Annotated in this window: 14 protein-coding genes; 2 read left to right on the top strand and 12 right to left on the bottom strand. The window is 72.9% G+C overall.

From position 1 onward, the window contains the following. Positions 1-141 precede the first annotated feature (141 nt). The 4 genes from ACZ6SA_RS11740 to ACZ6SA_RS11725 are packed head-to-tail and all read right to left on the bottom strand — an operon-like array spanning position 142 to position 4057. Entirely contained in the window at positions 142-540 is a 399-nt protein-coding gene (locus ACZ6SA_RS11740; RefSeq protein ID WP_347644080.1) for a tautomerase family protein, read from the bottom strand. A 49-nt stretch (positions 541-589) separates the two neighbouring features. Further along, positions 590-1939, bottom strand: coding sequence for an amidase (locus tag ACZ6SA_RS11735; protein WP_347644081.1), 1350 nt, complete (start codon positions 1937-1939; stop codon positions 590-592). Further along, entirely contained in the window at positions 1936-3141 is a 1206-nt protein-coding gene (locus ACZ6SA_RS11730) for a hypothetical protein (protein ID WP_347644082.1), read from the bottom strand. Before ACZ6SA_RS11730 ends, ACZ6SA_RS11735 begins: the two co-directional genes overlap by 4 nt. Positions 3142-3145: 4 nt before the next feature. Then, positions 3146-4057, bottom strand: a complete 912-nt coding sequence (locus tag ACZ6SA_RS11725; protein ID WP_347644083.1) for a nitrilase family protein — start codon at positions 4055-4057, stop codon at positions 3146-3148. 145 nt (positions 4058-4202) lie between these two features. On the opposite strand from ACZ6SA_RS11725, the gene ACZ6SA_RS11720 reads away from it, so the two are divergent. Next, positions 4203-4634 carry a winged helix-turn-helix transcriptional regulator gene (locus ACZ6SA_RS11720; RefSeq protein WP_465827720.1) on the top strand — a complete coding sequence of 144 codons (432 nt, stop codon included), beginning with the start codon at positions 4203-4205 and terminating at the stop codon, positions 4632-4634. A 93-nt stretch (positions 4635-4727) separates the two neighbouring features. On the opposite strand, the gene ACZ6SA_RS11715 is transcribed toward ACZ6SA_RS11720, so the two are convergent. From ACZ6SA_RS11715 to ACZ6SA_RS11690, 6 genes are all read right to left on the bottom strand, one after another. Next, the gene (locus tag ACZ6SA_RS11715) at positions 4728-6614 is read right to left on the bottom strand and encodes a hypothetical protein (protein WP_347644085.1); all 1887 of its coding nucleotides are present in this window, start codon (positions 6612-6614) and stop codon (positions 4728-4730) included. Beyond that, entirely contained in the window at positions 6608-9232 is a 2625-nt protein-coding gene (locus tag ACZ6SA_RS11710) for an alpha-mannosidase (RefSeq protein WP_347644086.1), read from the bottom strand. The genes ACZ6SA_RS11715 and ACZ6SA_RS11710 overlap by 7 nt, the downstream gene beginning before the upstream one ends. Continuing rightward, the gene (locus ACZ6SA_RS11705; protein ID WP_465827719.1) at positions 9217-9912 is read right to left on the bottom strand and encodes a D-sedoheptulose-7-phosphate isomerase; all 696 of its coding nucleotides are present in this window, start codon (positions 9910-9912) and stop codon (positions 9217-9219) included. Before ACZ6SA_RS11705 ends, ACZ6SA_RS11710 begins: the two co-directional genes overlap by 16 nt. Beyond that, positions 9905-10873, bottom strand: coding sequence for an ROK family protein (locus ACZ6SA_RS11700; RefSeq protein ID WP_465827717.1), 969 nt, complete (start codon positions 10871-10873; stop codon positions 9905-9907). Before ACZ6SA_RS11700 ends, ACZ6SA_RS11705 begins: the two co-directional genes overlap by 8 nt. Positions 10874-10980: 107 nt before the next feature. Continuing rightward, positions 10981-12021, bottom strand: coding sequence for a LacI family DNA-binding transcriptional regulator (locus ACZ6SA_RS11695; protein ID WP_465827715.1), 1041 nt, complete (start codon positions 12019-12021; stop codon positions 10981-10983). After that, complete coding sequence (locus tag ACZ6SA_RS11690; protein WP_465827713.1) at positions 12021-13889, bottom strand: MBL fold metallo-hydrolase; 1869 nt, start codon at positions 13887-13889, stop codon at positions 12021-12023. The genes ACZ6SA_RS11695 and ACZ6SA_RS11690 overlap by 1 nt, the downstream gene beginning before the upstream one ends. A 32-nt stretch (positions 13890-13921) precedes the next feature. Between ACZ6SA_RS11690 and ACZ6SA_RS11685 the strand changes: the two genes are divergently transcribed. Next, positions 13922-15601, top strand: a complete 1680-nt coding sequence (locus ACZ6SA_RS11685; protein WP_347644091.1) for a protein O-GlcNAcase — start codon at positions 13922-13924, stop codon at positions 15599-15601. A gap of 27 nt (positions 15602-15628) precedes the next feature. Here the strand turns inward: ACZ6SA_RS11685 and ACZ6SA_RS11680 are convergent, their stop codons facing one another. Next, positions 15629-17143, bottom strand: coding sequence for an FAD-dependent oxidoreductase (locus tag ACZ6SA_RS11680; protein ID WP_465827712.1), 1515 nt, complete (start codon positions 17141-17143; stop codon positions 15629-15631). Continuing rightward, entirely contained in the window at positions 17140-18852 is a 1713-nt protein-coding gene (locus ACZ6SA_RS11675) for a hypothetical protein (protein ID WP_443151397.1), read from the bottom strand. Before ACZ6SA_RS11675 ends, ACZ6SA_RS11680 begins: the two co-directional genes overlap by 4 nt.

Genomic DNA, 18852 nt, shown 5'->3' with positions numbered 1-18852 from the left:
GTCGACGGTGCCGGGCCGCGAGGAGGGAGATCGGTCTGGCGTGGACGAGCTCGGTCTCCCGATCCCGGAGCTCCAGCCGAGGAGCACGACCGGCGACCCCGCCGGCGTCGGCACGACCGCCGTGCGCAAGGTCCTCTGACGTCACGGGCCCCGCTCGTCCCCGGTCCAGTCCGTGTTGAAGCCGGCAAGGTGGGGGTGGTACATCTCGTCGCCCGCGTGCTGGGTGAACTCGACCTTCACCCACAGCGCGTCCAGGTCGAACATCTCGGCGCACGCGTCGATCAGCGACTGCGCCAGCCGGGCACGGGTCTCCACCGGCCGGCCGCCGCGGATGTCGCACATGATGAGGGCCGAGGGCGTGGGCGGCGCGCTCTCGTGGCACCGCCACACGCCGCCCTCCCCGACGTCGTGCACGGACACGGTCAGCAGGTCCTTGCCGACCTGCATGATCTCGCCGTAGATCTCGCCGAAGCGCTGCGCGAGCCGCTGCTTGGCCGCCGGCGAGGCGGTCAGGGGCAGGTCGATCTGGATGGATGGCATCGGGGTCTCCCTTCACCGGCGTCGCCGCCGCGATGGATCTGTCGGAGGTTCACCGTGGCGCAGCCGCTTCCAGCGCCCGCGCCGCGCAGAACAGAAGGTGCTCGTTCCCCGCGGCGGCGACGAGCTGCACGCCGACCGGGAGCCCGTCGCACCGGCCCGCCGGAATGCTGATCGCCGGTACGCCGGGCATGTTCCACGGGCTGGTGAGCGAGAGCAGCGCCGAGCGCACCTCGAGATCGACGCGGCCGACGCGCACGCTGCGATCGCCGAGAGGAGCGGCCACGATCGGAACCGTCGGAAGAGCGAGCACGTCATAGGTGCGCAGCAGCTCCGCCACGATCGCGCCCAGCTCCTCGCGCGCTCGGCCGGCCGCCTGGTAGCTCGCTTCCGAGACGCTGCCTCCCTTCTCGAGTCGCGCGAGGACCTCGGGATCGATCAGCTCCCGGTCCCGTTCCAGGTGGTGCTGATGCACCTCGTACGCCTCCCTGCCCTGGAGGGTCGAGAACACCTCGAAGAGCGTCTGGTCGCGGTCCCATCCCGGGAATCCGTGGACCGGGCCGGGCGCGAAGCCGGCCCGGACCACAAGATCGCGCGCCAGCTCTTCGACCCGCGGGTCGCACGTCGCGATGTCGCCGGCGCGGATCCAGCCGACCGTGACCGGCCGCGAGTCGCCGGGAAGAGGGGCCATGGGCCGGTCGGTGAGAGCCTGGTAGCCGAGCAGGGCGCCTTCGACGGAGCCTGTGAACAGGCCGACATGATCGAGCGTGGGCGCCAGGTCGTACACCCCCGCGCTGGAGATGGCGTCGTACGCCGGTTTGAACCCGACGATCCCGCACAGGGCGGCCGGCACCCGGACCGAGCCGGCGGTGTCGGTGCCCAGCGACAGGGGGACCATTCCGGCGGCCACCGCAACCGCGCTGCCCCCGCTGCTGCCGCCCGAGATCCGGCCGGGATCGTGCGGGTTCCGCGAGGGCCCGTGCAGCGAGCGGTCACCGGTCGCGCCGTAGGCGAACTCGTGCAGGGTGGTCTTGCCGACGATGACCGCGCCGCGGTCACGGAGCCGGGTGACGACGTCGGCGTCGCGTTCGGCGACGGATCCGAAGGAGGTCGCGGACCCGCAGGTGGTGAGGGTGCCGGCGATGTCGATGAGGTCCTTGACGGCGACGGGGATGCCGTGGAGCGGCCCGCGGTCGAGGCCCGCGGCCAGTTCCCCGTCCGCTCGTCGCGCCGCCTCGTACGCCCCGGTCTCGTCCACGAGGGTGAACGCGTTGAGGCTCGCGTTGTGGTCGTGGATGCCGCGCAGCGCGTTCTCGGCCAGGTGGACGGCTGTGATCTCCCCGCGGCGCAGGGCCAGGCCGAGATCGGTGATCGTGGATGTGGGTCCGACGGTGTGAGTCATGAGGCGATTCCCGGTATGAAGTGGAGTAGGGGCACGAGCAGCGCGGTGCAGATGCTCATCGAGGCCACGTTCCCGACGAACGGATGGAAGCCCACCGGCAGGCGGCGCGAGATGGCGGCCGCGAGAGGAGGGCCGGCGAGCGCTCCGGCGAGCGCCCCCGCGATGACGGACTGGGGAGTGCCGCCGAAGGTCAGCACGACGGCCGGCGCGACCGACACCACGGGGACGAAGGTCGGGTAGAAACCCAGTTCCCGCCACTGACGCCGCCAGATCAGCACGCCGGCGAGCGCCGTGACGACCTGGCTGGCGAGCACGGCCAGGAACAGGCCGCTCCCGTGGACGAGGGCAGACGGGCTGACCACGTAGGCGATGACCGCGCCGCCGATCATCGCCGCGCTCGCCCATTCGTTGCCGAAGAACTGCGCCTCGCTGAAGTCGGCCAGCGCGCGGCGGAGCACCCACGCGGGGGACGTCACGGTCGTGCCGGTCCCGGCGGGCGGTGCGCTCGGGTGAGCGGCCCGCCAGGCGCCGGGCTCCGGCATCCAGGGCAGACGCCCGCAGATCAGGAAGGCCGCCGCGGCCCCGACCCACATTCCCGTCGTGGCGCCGACGACGGGCGGGAGGTTCATGGGTGTGCAGACGAAGTCGATCGCGAGGATCGACGCGGGGGGTGTCAGCAGAGCTCCCGAGATGGCGGCCGTGAGCCAGACCCGGGGTGCGGGCCCGTACAGGACGACCATGGCGGGTGTTGTGGAGACGAGCGTCACGAAGAGGGGTTGCCACAGTCCGGGCTCCAGCGTCCATCCCCAGGCGAGGACGCCGAGGACCAGGCTGGCGAGCGCGCTGCTCACCACCGACGGCCAGATCCCGCTGCCACAGGCCTGGACGAAGCCGGCCCAGCGTCGCGAGCTCTTCTGTGCCACATGAGCGAGCAGACCGCCCAGGAGCAGGCCGGCACTGGCGGAGGCCGCCGCGTAGAACTGCGGCTCGCTCATGGAGGCGATCAGCCAGGAGGCCAGGCCGCGTGCGTCGGTGTAGTCGCCGTACCAGACCTCCCCTGGGGCCTTCCCTGGGGCGAGGCCGGCGCTCGCGGCGACCGTCAGTGCCACGAACGCCACGGCGGCGGCGCAGCCGGCCGCCGTGGCGAAACGCGTGGCCGTGCGCGTCGCGGGAACGCTCCCGCTGTCGTGGGGGGTGGCCATGACGTCACCGGGGCAGCGGAGCGCCGCCACGGTAGCCGAGCATCTGGTCGTACAGGTCGGTGCGCCGATCGCGGTGCAGGTCGTTGAGCTGGTTCCAGATCGGGGCGGTCCGCGCCGCGGTGAGATCGACGTCGGCGTAGACGATGGTGTCCTCGTCCGGGCCGGCGATGCGGTCGATGGGCCAGCCGTTCGTGCCCGCGATGAGGGAGTTGCCCATGAATCCGGCTCCGCGCTCCTGGCCGGTCCGGTCGGCGGTCGCGATGAAGACGTTGTTCGCGTGCGCCGCCGTCATCGTCAGGTAGGCGGCCATGCAGACGCCGCTCTCGTCGTACAGCGGCGGCGGGGTCCAGACCCAGCCGGTGGGGACGCAGATGATGTCCGCTCCCATCTGCGACACGATGCGGGCCGTCTCGGGGAACCAGATGTCCCAGCACACCAGCAGCCCGATCCGGCCGATGCGGGTGTCGAACACCGAATATCCTTCGTCGCCGGGCGTGAACCACAACTTCTCGGTGTTCCACAGGTGCGTCTTGCGGTAGCGGCCGATGTACCCTTCGGGGCCGACGAGGACCGCGGTGTCGAACAGCCTGTCGCCGTCCTGTTCGGCGACGCAGGCCACGACGTACACCTCGCGCTCGGCCGCGAACCGGGCGAGCCCCTGCACGGTGGGACCGTCCGGGACCGCCTCGGCGTGCGCGAACGCCTCCTCGCGGGTCTCGAAGACGTAGCCCGTCGTGGCCAGCTCGGGCAGGACGATGAGGCCGGCGCCGGCCTCCGCCGCCGCCGTCAGCCGCTGCTCGACCGCCAATGCGTTGGCCTTCAGGTTCTCGACGCCCACGCGGGGCTCGAACTGCACCACCGCCACCCGGACCGGGCTGACCCTGGTGTCCTTACCGGCGTCCTGCTGTGCCGTCATGACCTCTCCTCGAACCGTGTTCCCAAAGCAGTTTCATTTTGAAACCACTCGTGGCGACCCTAAGGGAGAGAGGTTTAAACTTGCAACCACTTGGTGAGTCATTTTCGGACAGCCGACGGACAGAGGGACGATGCGAGGACGGGGTGTGAGTCATGAGCACGCGGAGTGTCCTGTCGCCAGAACGGTGGACGTGATCGGGGACCGATGGTCGCTGCTCATCATCCGGGACGCCTTCGACGGGATCCGCCGGTTCAGCGAGCTGCAGCGGAACCTGGGGCTGGCCAGGAACATCCTGGCCTCGCGCCTCCGCGAGCTCGTGGCCCAGGACATCCTGACGATGGTCCCGGCGACCGACGGGTCCGCCTACCAGGAATACGCGCTCACCGCGAAAGGCCGCGAACTGTTCGCCGTCATCGTGGCCCTCAGAAAGTGGGGAGAGACGCACCTTTTCGAGGGGGACGAGCCCCGCTCGGCGCTGCTCGACGTCAAGAACGAGCTGCCCGTCCAGCTCCACGTCACCAACGCCATGGGCCGGCCCATCAGTCCTGACGACGCGTTCGTGCGCAAGGTGTCCTGAACGTCCCGGCCTCGACGAGCTCCGGCCGGTCGCGGAGCCGTTCCGGACGCCGCAGGTCGCCGGACCCCGCGGCCACGGCCGCGAGGTCCGGCGCTACCTGGAGGCGTGATCCGCCACCGGGCGGGCCCGGTCGCGGGCGAGCACCTGCTCGCAGGCCAGCAGCAGCACCCCGGCGCTCCAGGCGTGCGACAACGTCAGGTACATGCCCTTGGGCTGGAAGCAGTCGGTCTGGTAGTAGCGCTCGGTGATCATGCCGCGGTAGGCGTTCAGGTCGCCGTCGGCGGCGGGCAGCAACTGGCGGAAACAGGCCAGCGTCTCGTACGCCCGCTCGGCGTAGTAGGGGTCGCCGAGCGCCTCCGACAGGGCGATCAACTCGTCGGTGCACACCAGGCCGTAGGCGTGCAGGTGCTGGTTGGACGGTGAGGCCTGGTCGGCGCCGCGGGTGGCGAAGCCGTACACGCCCAAGGGGGTGCGGGGGCCGAAGCGCACGTTGTAGGAATAGCGGAAGGTGAACGTCCAGTCGGCGGCACGGCGGGCCAGGTCGAGCCAGCGGGCGGCGCCCGTGGCGCGGTGCAGCGCCATGTACGCGATCACGGCCGCGTAGCCGTCCTCCGACGTCGGCGCCAGGTCGACGTCCTCGGGGGCGCCATAGATGAACTCGTCCTCGACGAAGGCCGCGTAGTAGCCGCCGGCCCGTTCCGCGGCCCGCAGGTACGTCTCGCCGCCCGCCTCGCACAGGGCCGCGATCCAGGTCAGCCCGGACGCGCCCGACCAGGACAGCACCTCGCCGGTGGCCGCGTGGTGCAGGGTGCCGAGGTTGCCGTCGGGCCGCTGGCGGGCCACCATCACGTCGAGGTTGGAGCGGGCCGCCGCCTGCCAGGCCGGGTCGGGCCGGTGGCGCAGCGCCCGCAGCAGGAACAGCGTCGCCTCCCCCAGCGTGCGGGCGTGCAGGGCGTCCTTGGTGTGGCTCCAGCTCTGCGACCAGCCCGAACGGCGGTACCACGTGCCCCAGAACGTGCCGGACGGCGACAGGTTGGCGCAGATGAAGTCGATCACCCGCGAGGCGGCGGCCACGTGCTCGGGCCGGTCGGTCCGCAGGCCGTGCTCCAGCAGCGCGGCCGCCCACGGGATGCCGCTCACCCAGCCGACGTGCATGGCCTGCCGGTCGACCCGCTCGCCGTCGGCGCCGCTGACCTCCCGGTCGAACCCGACCGTCTCCAGCAACACGCCGGGGTCGGGGTCGTAGTGCCAGCGGTGGAGGCCTTCGGCGGCGATGCCGGCCGCCTCTTCGACGTCCTGCCACGGCTCGACGGGCGCGGCGGGCAGGCGCAGCTCGCGGTCCTCGCGCAGCAGCGGCGCGTACGCGTGCCGGTCGGCCGGCAGCGGGCACGTCGCCACGGTCAGCTCGCGCGACTCGCCGGGCTGCCACACGTGCGTGGCGGCCTCGGCGGGCAGCGGCAGCGCCGAACCGTAGTAGGTGATCGGGAACTCCTGGTACGGGAAGAGCAGCGCGATCGTCGCCTCCCCCGCCGCGTGCTCGACGGCCAGGCCGGTGGTGCCGAGCGCCGACTCCTCGTCCGCGATCAGGCAGGCGCCCGCCTCGTCGCCCCACACCATGACGGCGGGGGTGGCCGCCCGGTCCGCGCGGAACCCCCACCGGGCCGAGACCATCTCGCCGGGCCGGTCCGCGCCCGCCTCGAAGCGGGGGAACACCCGCCGGCACGCCGCCGGCCGGTTCTCGCCGTAGAACAGGCCGGGAATGAGCCACCACGGCTCGGCGGCGGGCACCCGCCTGCTGACGCGGACGGTGCCGGCGGAGGGCTCGGCGCCGTCGTACCGGATGGTCAGGCGCAGCTCGCGGCGGCCGGTCGCGCGCCGCTCGCCCCACCGCCCGCTCATGACGTACGGCCCCGCGCCCAGCACCTCGACGGCCACCTCGCCGCCGCCGGGGTCGGCCATCACCAGCGGACCGGTCACCATGACTCCACGGTGAACGCGCCCCTGCGGCTGCCGAGCTCCAGCAGGTCGGTCTCCACGGCGGAGTGCGGATCGTCGAGCGGGATCCTGAACGTACGGATCTGGCTCGGCCCGAAGTCGGCCGTGACCCTGACGCCGGCCAGCGGGATGTCGAGCGTGGCCGCGGCCGCCCGACCGGTGCTCTCCACGGCGCGTACCACCAGATCGCGCGGCGCGTCCTCGTGCAGCTTCACCGCGGTCACCATGACCTGGCCGCCGCCGTCGTCGAGGTAGCCGCGCGCCGGGGGAAGCGGGCCGTCGTGGAAGCTCTCCAGCATCGCCCGCACCGGGGAGCCGAGCACCGCCGCCCGGCGGGTCAGCCCGGCGGCGCGCCAGTCGCCCGCGTGCGGCACCAGCAGGTACGTGAACCGCTGCGTGCCCTGGTCCTGGTAGGAGTAGTGGCCGTCGGGGTCGAGCAGCCGGGGGTCGTGCCAGGCGTAGACGGGGCTGCGCACGGCCGTGATGCCGATGCTGTGGTCGCGGCCGGCGCTCGGCGGGGCGACGTCGTAGCCGTGCTTGGCGTTGTTCACCACGGCCAGCCCGGCGCGCGCGCCGTCGACGGCGCCCGACAGGTCCACCCAGGACTGGGCGGGCTCCTCGGCCCCGTCGATCGGCCTGCCGAGATGGGCGAACGGGATCTCGTACGTGGCCGCGGGGCTCTCCAGCGCGACCGGGAAACGCAGCTTCATCAGGTGCGCCCGCTCGCGCCAGTCGAGCGTGACCCGCACCTCGACCGCGTCGTCGTCGCCCGCGCCCAGGATGAACTCCTCGGTCATCGTCGAGCGGCCCCACGCCCGCTCGACCCGGATGCGGGCGCGCAGCGGGCCGCTCTCGCGCAGCACGATGCCGGTGGTCGCCATCGCCTCGCCAGGCCAGTCGTAGGACACGACGCGGTGTCCCCACGTGTCGGTCGGGTCCGCGCAGATCTGGGTGTGCTCGCCCGCCGCCCCGGCCACCAGGTCCACGCCGGTGCGCTTGTCGAGCAGGCTCGTCAGCCAGCCCGTGGCGGGGTCGAGCTCCAGGCGGAGCACGTCGTTCTCGAGGTGCAGCTCGGAGGCCGACAGCGTGCCGGCCGCGTGCATGCCGGGGCCCTGGCGCAACCGGTAGAGGCGGTAGCCCAGCGGCGGCAGCTCGGCCTGGAACACGGTGGCGCCGCGGCCCTTGTCGTCGGTGGTCGCCACCGACTGGGTGCGCTGGCACGGGACGTCGGCGCCGTCGGCGTCCACGACGTGCACGCCGTTGGGGGCGAGGCCGTACTGCATCTCGACCCGGGTGGTGACCGGCCACGGGTGCGGGTTGAAGACGATCACCGGCTGGGTGCCGGTCTCCTCGGGCACGCGGACGTCGCGGGCGATCACGTTGTGCGCCCTGGTGATGATCCGCTTGGAGATCGCCACGGCCTCGCCGAGCTGGTCGCGGGCGTCGTCGTAGGCGGGTTCGATGGCCGAGCCCGGCAGCACGTCGTGGAACTGGTTGAACAGCACCTGCTTCCACGCGCGTTCGAGGTCGGCGCGGGCGTCGTGGCCGGCGATCGCGGCCCACCGCTCGGCCGACAGCACGGCGGCCTGCGCCCTGCGCTGCCACGCCTTGACGCCGGAGTGGGCGGAGTAGCAGCCGGCCGCGTGGTGCTGCAGGTCGTCGCGCCACACCGGCAGGTCGGCCAGGCCCTGCTCGCCGAGGCGTTTGGCCATCTCGTCGAAGTAGCGGCGCGGCGACGACATCGTCAGCTCGCCGAACGTGCCCATCCGGTCGTAGCGGTGGATGGACTCGATGTTGGCCTTGGTGGGCCCGCCGCCGTGGTTGCCGACGCCGTAGAAGATCATCAGGTCGCCGAGCGAGCGGTCGAGCTGGCCGAGCGCCTTCTCGGTCTGCCCCGCGACCTCGCCGGGCGGGCTGCAGTATTCGAACGGGATGCGGTACGCCAGCACGCGGCTGCCGTCGGGCGCCTCCCACCAGAACATCGTGCCGGGCAACTCGCTCTCGTGCGGCCCGGGGCGCAGGAAGCAGTAGGAGTCCATGCCCTGCCCGCGCAGGATGGCGGGCAGCATGGCGTTGTGGCCGAACGGGTCGACGTTCATGCCGGCCGACGCGGTGACCCCGAACTTCTCCTTCAGGTAGCGCTGGCCGTACAGACCCTGGCGGACGAACGACTCTCCCGACGGCATGTTGCAGTCGGGCTCCACCCACCAGCCGCCGGTCATCACCCAGCGGCCCTCGGCGACCTTCTCCTGGATCCTGGCGAACAGCTCGGGGTCGGACTCCTCCACCCACGACAGCAGGACGACCTGGTCGCAGGTGAAGACGAAGTCGGGATATTCGTCCATGCGGTGGATCGCCGACCAGAACGTCGCCCGCGCCTCCTGGTAGCCCTCCTGCCACGGCCACAACCACACCGGGTCGAGGTGTGCGTTGCCGATCATGTGCAGGGTGCGGCCGGGGGTGGCGGCCGGTCGCGGCGCGCGGGGCAGGTCGGCGGGCTGCGCGCCCGAGGGGGCGTTCGCCATGGGGGCGGCGGGCGTGCGGTCGGAAGGCGTGGGGGCGGCGGGCGTGGGGTCGGAGGGCCTGGTCATGCGGCGGCCCATGCGTCGACCTTGTCGCTGATCATGTGCAGCATCAGTGTGTGGATCTCCTGGATGCGCGGGGTCTCGGACGAGGGGGCGAGAAGGAGGTGGTCGGCGTGCCTCGCGGCGGCTCCGCCGTCGCCGCCGCCGAAGAGTACCGTGACCGCTCCCCTGCTCTGTGCGGTCGCCAGGGCCTCGACCACGTTGGGCGAGTTTCCGCTGGTGGTGAACGCCGCCACGACGTCTCCCCGCCGGGCGAGGGCCTGGACCTGCCGGGCGAAGACCTCTTCGTAGGCGTAGTCGTTGGCGATGCACGTCATGACCGTGGCGTCGGTCGTGAGCGTCACCGCGGGCAGCGGGTGGCGGTCGCGCTTGTAGTGGCCGACCAGCTCGCCCGTGAGGTGCTGGGCGTCGGCCGCGCTGCCGCCGTTGCCCATCGTGTAGAGGGTGCCGCCGCCGGTGAAGGCCTCGATGAGCAGGTCCGCGACGGCCTCGACGGCCGGGACCAGCTCCGCCATGCGGCGGGCCGCGGCGAGATGGCCTTCGACGTGCCCGGCCAGCACGGGCGGCAGCCCGGCCGCCTCGGCTCCACCCGTGTCGCGGGACGTCGGGGACGTCTCGGGGGACGGTCCGGACGTCTCGGGGGACGGGTCGTGCGGGGTCGGGGTGGAGGGTGCGGTCAGCGGGGGCAGGTCAGGCATCGGTCTTTCCTGTGACGAGGTCGTGTGCGACGGCTCCGGCGCCCACCACGCACACCCCCGCGCCGAGCTGGGCGAGCTCGATGCGGGCTGCGCGGGCCGCGGGAGGCATGGCGTCCCTGGCGACGGCGGCGGCGACGGGGTCGAGGAGCCGGGCGCCGGAACGGGTGACGCCGCCGCCGAGGACGACGAGTTCCGGCTCGAAGGCGTTCACCAGGTCGGTGATCGCGGTGCCGAGCGCCCCGGTGGTCTCGTCCCAGATCTCGTTCGCGAGCGCGTCGCCGGCGGCCGCCGCGAGGGAGACGTCCTCGGCCGTCGGGGACTCGATGGCGGACAGGGACGAGGCCCGCCCGGCGGCGACGGCCTCGCGGGCGCGCTCGGCGATGGAGGTGCCGGACGCGTACGCCTCCAGGCAGCCCAGCCGGCCGCACGAGCACGCGCGGCCGCCGGGCCTGACCATCACGTGGCCCAGCTCACCGCCGTTGCCGGCCGCGCCCCGGTGCAGGCGCCCGCCGATGACGGAGCCGCCGCCCACGCCGGTGGACACGGTGAGGTAGAGCATCGTGGACGTGCCCCGGCCCGCGCCATGACGGAATTCGCCCAGGGCGGCGGCCGTGGCATCGTTCTCAAGCGCGGACGGGACGCCGAACGCCTCCGCCGCCATCGCGCCGATCGGGATGTCGATCCACCCGGGCAGGTGCGGCGGGCACTCCAGCACCCCCGCCGCCGCGTCGAGCGGCCCGCCGCAGGAGATGCCGACGGCCGCCACGTGGGGCGCGCCCGCCTCGGCGATGGCCTTCCTGCCCAGGTCGAAGAGCCTGGACAACACGCGCCGCGGCCCCTCGTCCCTGAGGGTGGGGATGAGCTGCCAGCCGTGGATCCGGCCGTCGCCGGTGACGACGCCGGCGGCGAGCTTGGTGCCGCCGATGTCCAGCGACAGAACGGGGGGAAGATCGTACTCCATTGGGCCTCCGACGGGAACGGGCGCCGCACACAGGACTGTGACATCGTTCCCACACGGGATCCTAGGGCGACCTTTCCCCACGGGTCAACGCGACATATGCCGAAATGTCAGATCTCGGGGGGTGGTGCGGTGGACTCGCGGCTGATCAGCCGCACGTTGAGCACCGTGGTGACCGAGTCGGCCTCGGGCATCTCGATCCGCTCCGACAGCCGGCGTACGGCGGTCGCGCCCAGACCGTACGTGTTCTGCGAGACCGCGCTGACCGTGGGCGAGACCATGCTCATCCAGGGCGCGTCGTCGAAGGCCACGAGGCTGATGTCGACGGGCACCCGCAGCCCCAGCTCGCCGATCGCCCGCCAGACGCCCTCGGCGAGCACGTTGTTGGCCGCGAAGACGGCCGTGGGCCGGTCGGGCCCGCGCAGCATGTCGAGCGCCCTGCGCCGGGAGTCGGCGACGTCCCAGCCCGACGAGACGACCAGCTCGGGCTCGACCTTGATGTCGCCCGCCGCGAGCGCTTCGAGATAGCCCTGGTAGCGCTCGTAGCCGGTCGTCCAGTCGGTCTCGTCGATGAACAGCGCGATCCTGCGGTGACCCAGCTCCACCAGGTGGGAGGTGGCCGTGCGGGCGCCGACGCGGTTGCCGACCACGACGCCGTCGGTCGAGCCCGCCGCGAACTGCCGGTCGACCTCGACGACCGGGATGCCGTGGGCGCCCAGGTAGGTGGAGACGGCCGAGGAGTTGGGCGTCACGACCACGCCGGCCACCCGGAGCGCCACGAGCGCCTCCGCGGCCTCGCTCTCCGCCTCGGCCGACAGGCTCGTGTCCGCCAGGACCATCGTGTAGCCGCGCTCGCGGGCCTCCCTGCTGGCGCCCGCGGCCAGCTCCGCGTAGAACGGGTTGCGCAGGTCGCTCACCAGGACGCCGACGGACCTGCTCACCTGCTGTTTGAGGGTGCGGGCCATCACGTCGGGCACGTAGCCTAGCTCGGCCGCCGCCCGGAGCACCCGCTCGCGCACGTCGCTGGCCGCGTAGCCGCGACCGGTCAGCGCCCGGGAGACGGTGGAGCGGGAGACGCCGGCGGCCTCCGCGACGTCCTTGATCGTGGGACGCCGGGAACGGCTGGGGGACGGGCGCCGCTCTACGGTCATCAATTCCCTTCCCCGACCACGTCGACCAGCGCCTCGGCGTGTTGCCCGAGGCGCAGATCGCCGATGGTCACATCGACGGCGAGGCGTACGCGGCGCCGCGGCACGGTGTCCGCGCCGAGACGGAAACGCACCTGATCCATACCCCCTCCGTCCAGCCTCAGCGTCGAAGGCCCCGGCTCGCGACGCCAGCCCGGCGGAACGACCGGCTCCACGGTGACCGTCGCCTTGCCCGGCCAGGGGTTGCGCACCGTGGCCGTCAGCGTGATCTCGCCCCCGGCGGGGACGCTCGAATAGTAAGGGGTCAGGCGGCACAGCACCGTGTCGGCCCCCACATCGAGCCGGTCGAGCGGGAGCAGGTCGTGGTGGAGCGCGACGAGCTCCTCGCCCCGCTCGGTGAGCATGCGCAGGTAGTCGTCGTCCACCCAGCGGGGCCGCCAGTGGCCGCTGACCATGAGGTCGGGGCGGAGCCGCCGGTAGAGTGCGGCGCTCTTGCGGTAGTCCTCGATCCTGAACCTGTTCTTGTACTGGAAGTTCAGGATCTCCTGGCGTGCCGATTCCCCGGCCCCCGGGATGCCGTTCCCGTCCTGCTGGTCGCCGGTGACCAGCACCCGGTGCCCGTCGACCTCGAACGCGTACGCCGCCGCGAACAGCGTGTGCCCCGGCAGGTCGTACACCGTGATCTCGTACTCGTGCCACCGCACCGTCTCCCCCAGCCCCAGCACCCGGTCGGCGGGGATCGGGTCGAACCACTGGCACGGCAGGTCGTGGTGGAGCGGCGTGGCCAGGATCGGGGCGATGTGGGACGGCGCCCAGATCTCGGTGCCCTCGACGTCGCGCAGCAGGGGCATGCCCGCCACGTGGTCGTCGTGGTAGTGGGTGGGCAGCGCCACCTCGACGTCGGTCACTCCGTGGAGCTCGCGCAGCGCGGGCAGCGACGCCAGCCACGGCCGGCGGGCCTCACGCGCGGTGCTGTGCACCAGGCCGGTGCACATGTCGTAGCCGAAGTCGAACACCATGGCCGCGCCCGTCTCCGACAGCAGGACGTAGCTGTAGGACTGGCTGCTCCTGTTCATCAGCAGGTGGGGGGTGACCTCGATGAACGGCTCGGCCAGCAGCCCGCGCACGTTCCAGGGGTGCGGGCGGCGGAAGTCGACGTAGCGCTGCATGGCCGTGGACAGCCGCGCGAGCGCGTCCGCGGGGTCGGTCATCGGCTCGCCGTGCGAGGGCAGCAGCACGTCGAACTCCTCCCGCTGGAGCAGCTCGGAGCTGAGGACGACCATCGCGGGGCCTTCGTTCTCGGTGTAGGACCACTGGGTGGCGGCCAGCGACCAGACCTTTCCCGGCGCGTAGATCAGGTCGCCGGTGAAGGCCGCCTTCGTGCCGCCGGCCTCCACCAGGTAGCTGACGGAGCCCGGCGTGTGACCGGGGGTGGGCAGGACGCGGACGTCCACGCCGCCGTAGCGGGCCGTGCGGTATTCGGGCACCACGCCGTCGACCCGCACCGGCTCCAGCAGGGAGAAGCGGTCGTCGCGCAGGTCGTAGTCGTTGCTGATGCGCCGCCCCTGCCACATGTCGCCGACCTTCTCGAACAGGTCGCGCTCGACCGGCGGCACGTGCACGCCCACGCCCGCCTCCACCGCCCTGGCCAGGCCTTGTGCCTGGTCACGATGGTGGTGTGTCATGAGAACATCGGTGAGCCGGTCGAGACCGAGCTCTTCCAGGAGGTCGAGCACACGGCCGGAGCCGAAGTCGATGGCGATCCCGGTGCGTTCCGCTCCCGGCCGGGCGGGAGCCGCGATGACATAGACGTGGCAGGTGTCCAAAATTCGGAACACCCCGGGCAAAACTTCGGTCACATCCTCGCTCACGGGGCGAGATTGTATCCGGTATCGTTCCCACAATGCATGCCCTGGACTGGATCGTCCCCCATCCGAAAACGATCAATGTCGGCCGGTCGCACGTGGACCTCAGCGGATGCCGCATCCAGCCCGGCCCCGCCACCGCCACCGCCGCCCTGCGCGCTCTCGGGTCATCCAACGCACCCGAAGGGCGGGACGCCCGGCCGGTGGAGGTGGAGGTGCGGGTGGACGCCGCGGCCGGGCTGCCGCCGGAGGGATACACGCTGAGCGCCGCCCGCGACCGCGTGCTGATCGTCGGCGCGGACCCCGCGGGCGCCTTCTACGGCGCGCAGACGCTGCTCGCCCTGACGGCGGCCCCGGGAGCCCCCTGCTCCGAGCATCGGGTGTGCGTGCCGGAGGCCGAGATACGCGACTGGCCCGACCTGCCGCTCCGGGGCACCATCGAGGGTTTCTACGGCACTCCGTGGACCCACGACGCCCGCATGGAACACCTGCGCTTCTCCGGCAGGCACAAGCTCAACGCCTACGTCTACGCCCCCAAGGACGACCCGTTCCACCGGGAGCGGTGGCGGGAGCCGTACCCGGAGGAGGAGCTGGCGAGGCTGGCCGAGCTGGTGGCGGAGGCGGCGGCGCGGCACGTCAGGTTCGTGTTCGCGCTGAGCCCCGGCCTGTCGATGGTCTACAGCGACGCCGGGGAGCGGGCGGCGCTGCGGGCCAAGGCGGAGCAGGTGTGGGAGGTGGGCGTCAGGGAGTTCGCGCTGCTCTTCGACGACATCCCGCCCGAGCTGCGGCACGAGCCCGACAGGGAGGAGTTCGGCACGCGGGAGGGGGCGAGCGCGAGCGCCCACGCGGCCGTCTGCCGCGACTTCGCCACGGGGTTCCTGGCCACGCGCGGGGCCGACCGGCCGCTGACCATGGTGCCCACCGACTACGCCGGCACCGGCGCGACGGCCTACCGCGACCGGCTCGCCGCCGAGCTGCCGCCGGACGTGCTGGTCTGGTGGACCGGGTCCGACATCGTGGTGGGCGAGATCTCCGCGCGCGACATGACCGCCGCCGCGGTCTCCTACGGCCACCGCGTCGCCCTGTGGGACAACTTCCCGGTCAACGACTTCGACTTCGACCGGGTCTTCCTGGGTCCGCTGGTCGGGCGGGCGACGGAGCTGGACGGCGTACCGCTGGAGGGCATCACGGCCAACCCGATGGTGGAGGCGGCGGCGTCGCGGATCGCGCTCACGACCGTGGCCGACTACGCCTGGCATCCGGCGGCCTACGACCCGGCCCGCTCCCACGAGCGCGCGGTGCGGTTGCTGCCGGGCGTCACGGAGCTGCTGCCGCTGGTGGAGGCGTGCTCGTCCTGGCCTCCCGGCGCCGACCAGAGCCCGGTGCTCACGTCCCTGTGCGCCGACGCGCTGAAGGGCGAGCCGTCCGCACGGCTGCGCGCCGAGCTGACCCGGCTGGCCGAGCTGCCGCCGGACGTGCCGGGGCCGATCGCCGCGGAGCTGGCCCGCTGGGTGGCGGCCGCCAAGGACATGGCCGTGGCGGGCCTGACGGCCCTCGACCTGCTCGCCGCCGTCCCGGACGCCCGGCCCGCCCGGGCCGCCGCCGTGGCGCGGGCGCTGGCCAGGGCCGAGGAGCACAAGGCGAACGTCCTGCGCCGGGTCATCCCGCCGTTCGTCCGGGCCGCCCTGGAGCAGGCCGGCCACTCCGCCACGCCCTGACCGCGCCGGCCGCTCAGGGCGGCGCGGTCAGAGGGAGAGCACCTGGCCGGCGGCGGAGAGGTCGTCCTGAAGGGCGGTGACGTCGATGTCCTGCACCGCCTTGCCGCTCCCCGCCGCCTGCGCCGCGGCGAGCCCGGCGGCGTGACCGAGCATCTGGTACTGCACCTCCATCCGGATGGAGGAGAACGCCACGTGCGAGGCCGACAGGCACACCGGCACCACGAGGTTGCCGCATTCCGCGCGCCGGGGCACGATCGCCGCGTACGGGATCTGGTAGGGGGCGACCCCCACCGACAGGTAGCCCTCGGTGACGACCATCGGCACCGGGTCGGGATGCTCGTACACCTGCCGCCAGGTCCGCTGCACCTCGCGGATGTCGAGGTGGTACGAGCCCATCGCGACGGCGTCCGGCTGCGGGCGGCTCCGGACGAGGTCGTGTTCCGTCAGGTGCCTGTCCCCCAGCATCCGCCGCGCCTCCCGCACGTACAGCTGGTGCGGCAGGTGGCCGGTGTCGGCGAACTCGTCGGGCGGCAGCCCCCAGCGCCCCAGCCCGGCCCGCACGCTCGCGGGCACCTCGGGGTCGTGGGAGAGGAAGTACAGCAGGTCCTGGGCGTGGTGCAGGTGGTGCAGCCGGATGCGCTCGCGCTCGCCGGGGCCCGCGTCGGGGTAGTCCCAGGCGGAGCGGTCGAGCACGCTGAGAGAGAACGGCCCGAGCGAGTTGCCGTCGCACTTGCCGTTCGGGAGGTTCGGCGCCAGGCCGACGAGGCGTCCGGCGCGGGGCTCGACGCCCTGCTCGCGCCAGTGGCGGAACAACCGCCGTCCGAGCTCCCAGTGCTCCTCGTCGTAGCCGGGCCGCCGCTCGATCGGTATGCGGTCGCCGGCGCTGGTCAGGCAGACGCGGTAGCCGTACGACATGACGCCGCCGTCGCCGGCGCCCACCTCGGCCATGGGCCCGTCGGCGACCTGCGGCAGCAGCGTGCCGTCGGCGCGGAACGGGGAGATCCACGGCGGGAAGTTGTGCATGCCGGGCACGACCTCGCGCCGCCCGGCGAAGGTCTCGCCGTGCAGCGTGCGGTCCTCCCTGCCCACCCGGTACGACACACCCGCGGCGGCCATCAGGTCGCCCTCGTAGCTCGCGTCCACGAAGGCGCCGGCGGTGTAGTCGCCCTGGCGGGTGACGGCGGAGAAGATGCGGTCCCCTGAGGTGACCACCGTGCGGAGCGGGGCGTCGTACACGACCTCCACGCCGGCGCGTTCCAGCCACGCCACGAAGATGCCCTCGGCGACGTGCGGCTCCGGCCCGGCGTAGTGGCCGGGAGCCACGCCGTAGGCGTCGGCGACCGCCTGGCGGAACTCGGCGGCCATCCCGCCGAGCACGCGCGAGTCGCCGATGTCGGTGTAGCCGAGCCCGCCGGAGGTCATGCCGCCGACGTGCCGGCCGGGTTCGAGCAGCACGGTGTCGAGGCCGCGGCGGGCGGCGGCGACGGCGGCGCACACGCCCGCCGACGTCGCGCCGTACACGACCACCTCGGCCTGCCTCATCGCCGCCACCACCGCGCCACCTGGCGCAGGTCGTCGCCGGTGATGGGTTCGCCGGTGTTGTCGATGGACTCCACGTAGTAGAGGGCGGGCACGCCGAGCGACGGTTGTTCCCGCGCGTAGGCGAGCCAGTCGGCCCGGCTCGGCATGGGCCACTGGTCGGTGTCGACGAGGTGCTCCGGCATGGCGTGGACGGCCACCGCGTGGCGGAAGCGGAGCTGGTCGACGGCGGGCACGGGCTCGCCGCGGGCGTCGAGTTCCAGCACGTCGTTGAGCCTGATCATGTCGCTGACGTCCGCGAACGCGGGGTGCGGGGTGTGGGTGATCATCAGGGCGTCGGGCTTGACGCGTTTGGCGGCGGCGTACATGGTGCCGAGCAGTTCGTGCAGGAGGGAGAGCCCCCACGTGGAGCCGTACGCCTTGAGGTGCGACCCGCTGGGGAACCACTGCGTGAAGTCGATCTTGAATCCGTCGGCGTCGAGGTCGCCGAGCAGCCGGCGCATGATCTCGCCGATCCTGCGCCGGTAGGCGGGGTTGGACGGGTCGGCGGCGACGGCGCGGCCCGCGGCGTCGGTCACGCACTCCTCGGCGGGCAGCCCGTCGGGCGACCACGCGCGCCACCACAGCAGCACCCGCTGCCCGCGCGCGTGCCGGTCGGCGATCCACTCGCGCAACCTGGGCCACTTGTCGGGGTCGGGTTCCTGGTTGCCGTAGGTGAGCTGCCACCGGTCGTCGATGACGACGGTGGCGGGCACGACGCCGTGCTCCTCCAGCCTGGCCAGCCACGTGTCGTAGAGGTCCTGCCGGGACAGCTCGACCGGGGAACGTCCGTCGGCCCGGGCGCACTGGGCGCCCCAGCCGCAGAAGATCGTCCCGCTCCACCAGTCGTGCCGCTCCGCGACCGGCCCCCGCGGGGCCAGGCCGTGCTCGACGAGGTCCTCCCGGTGGTGGGAGATGGCCTCCCAGGGGGACGACGCGGCGCGGAACACCACAGCAGGCGACGTCCACGCGCCGCTCACCGCCGTCTGGCACTCGTAGTCCAGCCGCAGCAGCGCGCCGCCGTCGAGCGGCTCGTACCTGAGCTCGGTGAAGGTCAGGTCCGCGATCCCGGCGCGCACCGACGCCCCCAGCCAGGGGCCTTCTGGTACGGAGGTCGCGCCGCCGTCGGGCTCCTCCTTGCTGAAGGCCAGGGCCAGCGGCGGCGGCGAGAAGACGGCGTGCAGGCGGCCAGGCGAGGCGTCGCCGATCACGGTGAGGGCGAGCGGCGCCGACACGGGACGCACCACGTGCACCGGGTGCGTGGGCGTGGGGTTGAAGACGCCGCGCGCGTGCACCGCCGAGCGGAACGTGCCGGCCGCGCGGGTGTTGAGCACGGCCCGCCCGCCGAGCAGCGTCACGTCGCCGATCACGCCGTCGCCCTCGACCCGCACCTCCAGCGCGATCGTCTCGGGGGTGCAGGTGAGGCGGACGGTCTTGGCCTCCCACGCGGTCGAGCGCTGCGGGAAGTCGAAGACCGCCACGTCGCCGCGCTCGGCGAGCACGGGCGGCGATGTCTCGTACGTCTCGTCGCGGTCGCTCCTGGTGGAGACGGAGGCGATGAGGCTGAGCGTCAGCCAGCCTTCCAGCTCGGCGCTGGGGTCGGTGCGCGAGACGGTCAGCCGGTAGTGCCCGCTGTCCAGGTGGTAGGCGGTGTCCGTGGTGGTGATCCGCAT

The organism is Nonomuraea sp. NPDC049378, assembly GCF_055586745.1.
Note: the sequence above shows the minus strand (reverse complement) of the source record. Positions and strands in the feature narration are given on the sequence as shown.